We start from the raw sequence: 1674 nt of genomic DNA, 5'->3' as shown, positions 1-1674 counted from the left end.
CCGACGCGCTTTTTGCGTCGGCGCGGCGCGCCTAATGGAAGCAAGCTGTGCGGATTGGCGCGCTTTTTTGCGCCAATGTGCACAGCATCCCCATGGGGGTAGAGATGGAGAGCCAGCGCGAACCTGAATAATTACAAAACAGCTACCATTGTTTGCTCTGTGTTGCTACTTGTTTTTCTTGCCTCCCTTGCCTTCGGATGCAGCAGAGGTTGTCTCTGCGGGAGGAGTAGCCGCTACGGTTTGCGGTTGACTCTCGACTGTCGGAGTGACAGAAGGCTCTGTTGCACGGGGAGACAACCCAGGGGAGCTGGTAGTGACATCCGGTGTCACTTTAGGCAGCATAGTGGTGGGCATGCTCGCCTCCACACTCCTGTTCTCCAGCGTGGCAGCTTCTGTGTTTGTTGACGTGTTCTCTTCAGGCACTCTCATCTGCTCAGTATCCGCCTTGCTGGCTGATGGTGGCACTCTCATCTGCTCAGTATCCGCCTTGCTGGCTGATGGTGGCACTCTCACCTGCCCACTACCTGCCTTGGTTGCAGAGGGTGTTATCTGAACCTCCTCTCCTCCACCTTGGCCATCCGAGAGAGTTGCTGTTCCCTTGCCATCTGCTGCAGATGTGCCATTTTTTCCCTTCTCTTTCTCGGCTCCATTCTCCTGCTGTTGTTCTTGTGAACCAGGAGGTTGACCCGCTCCCTCCCCCCCTCCATCGGGAGCTGTTTTGAAGCGCTTCAGAATAACGTGTACAAATGCGGTGAGCACTATATAAAGATCGTTGGCATAAAAACCGGACAAAAAGCCAATGAACACTTTTGTCGCATTGTTGAAAGTGGCTGTGGACAGTTGGGTCACCAGTTGCAGACTATCCCCCTGCATCGCCAAATAGCAGACAATACCTGCCCCCAGACCGCTGATAATCTGGGTGAGCAATTCGGCAACTCCTACAGGCTGAAAACCGCCCAGCCACTTCTCGCGCACCACACGAATACCCGCACCCAAGGCAGCGGCAAAAATCACCAACTGGCCAATCAAAAATCCGCTGGAACGATAACGAATCATCTCAAAACGATTTTCCCGGCTACTGGTAACCCACTGCTCTCGTTCACTCGGCTCCAGCATTTTTTCACGAATCAACAGAGACAACGTGCCACCCGCAAAATCACTGCCATTGATGGTCAACAGGTAAAGACTGTTGTTAAACTCCTCCAAACGTTGTATATTATTGCGATTGTTGATGATTTTCGCCTCTATCTCGGCATCTTTCTCCCGATCACCACTCTTGGCCTGCAGCATGGCCGTAGTGGCGTTCTGCAGTGCCACAATCTTGCCTTTGGTAAACTCAATAAGGGTAGTGCGGGCATTGACTTCATCCAGAATATTGATACCCAACAGAGCTGTTAGCGGAATCAACACCACCAAATAGAAAAACAATATGTAGCTTGCCAGAGTACTTCCTTCAGACTCTTGCGCCATGATCACCTCCAAGGCTGCACGTTTTATGAAATAAATCGTTAGATTTGCAACACCGCACCAGACAGGCACGGATTTAAGCAACATATTAATTATTTGTAACTATTCAGGTTCGTGCTGGCTCGCCAGCTCTACCCCCATGGGGATGCTGTGGGCATTGGCGCAAAAATGCGCGCCAATGCCCACAGCTTGCTTCCATTAGGCGCT

The 1674-nt window shown here is 51.6% G+C and carries 1 protein-coding gene; it reads right to left on the bottom strand.

Going from position 1 to position 1674, the window contains the following annotated elements:
• Positions 1 to 165: 165 nt before the first annotated feature.
• On the bottom strand, positions 166 to 1470 hold the full coding sequence (locus EJP87_RS15965; protein ID WP_130472841.1) for a hypothetical protein: 1305 nt from the start codon (positions 1468 to 1470) through the stop codon (positions 166 to 168).
• Positions 1471 to 1674: the final 204 nt, after the last annotated feature.

Origin of the sequence: Candidatus Magnetaquicoccus inordinatus, assembly GCF_004217665.1 — a bacterium.
Taxonomy (GTDB): domain Bacteria; phylum Pseudomonadota; class Magnetococcia; order Magnetococcales; family Magnetaquicoccaceae; genus Magnetaquicoccus; species Magnetaquicoccus inordinatus.
This window is presented reverse-complemented; position numbering and strand designations above follow the sequence as displayed.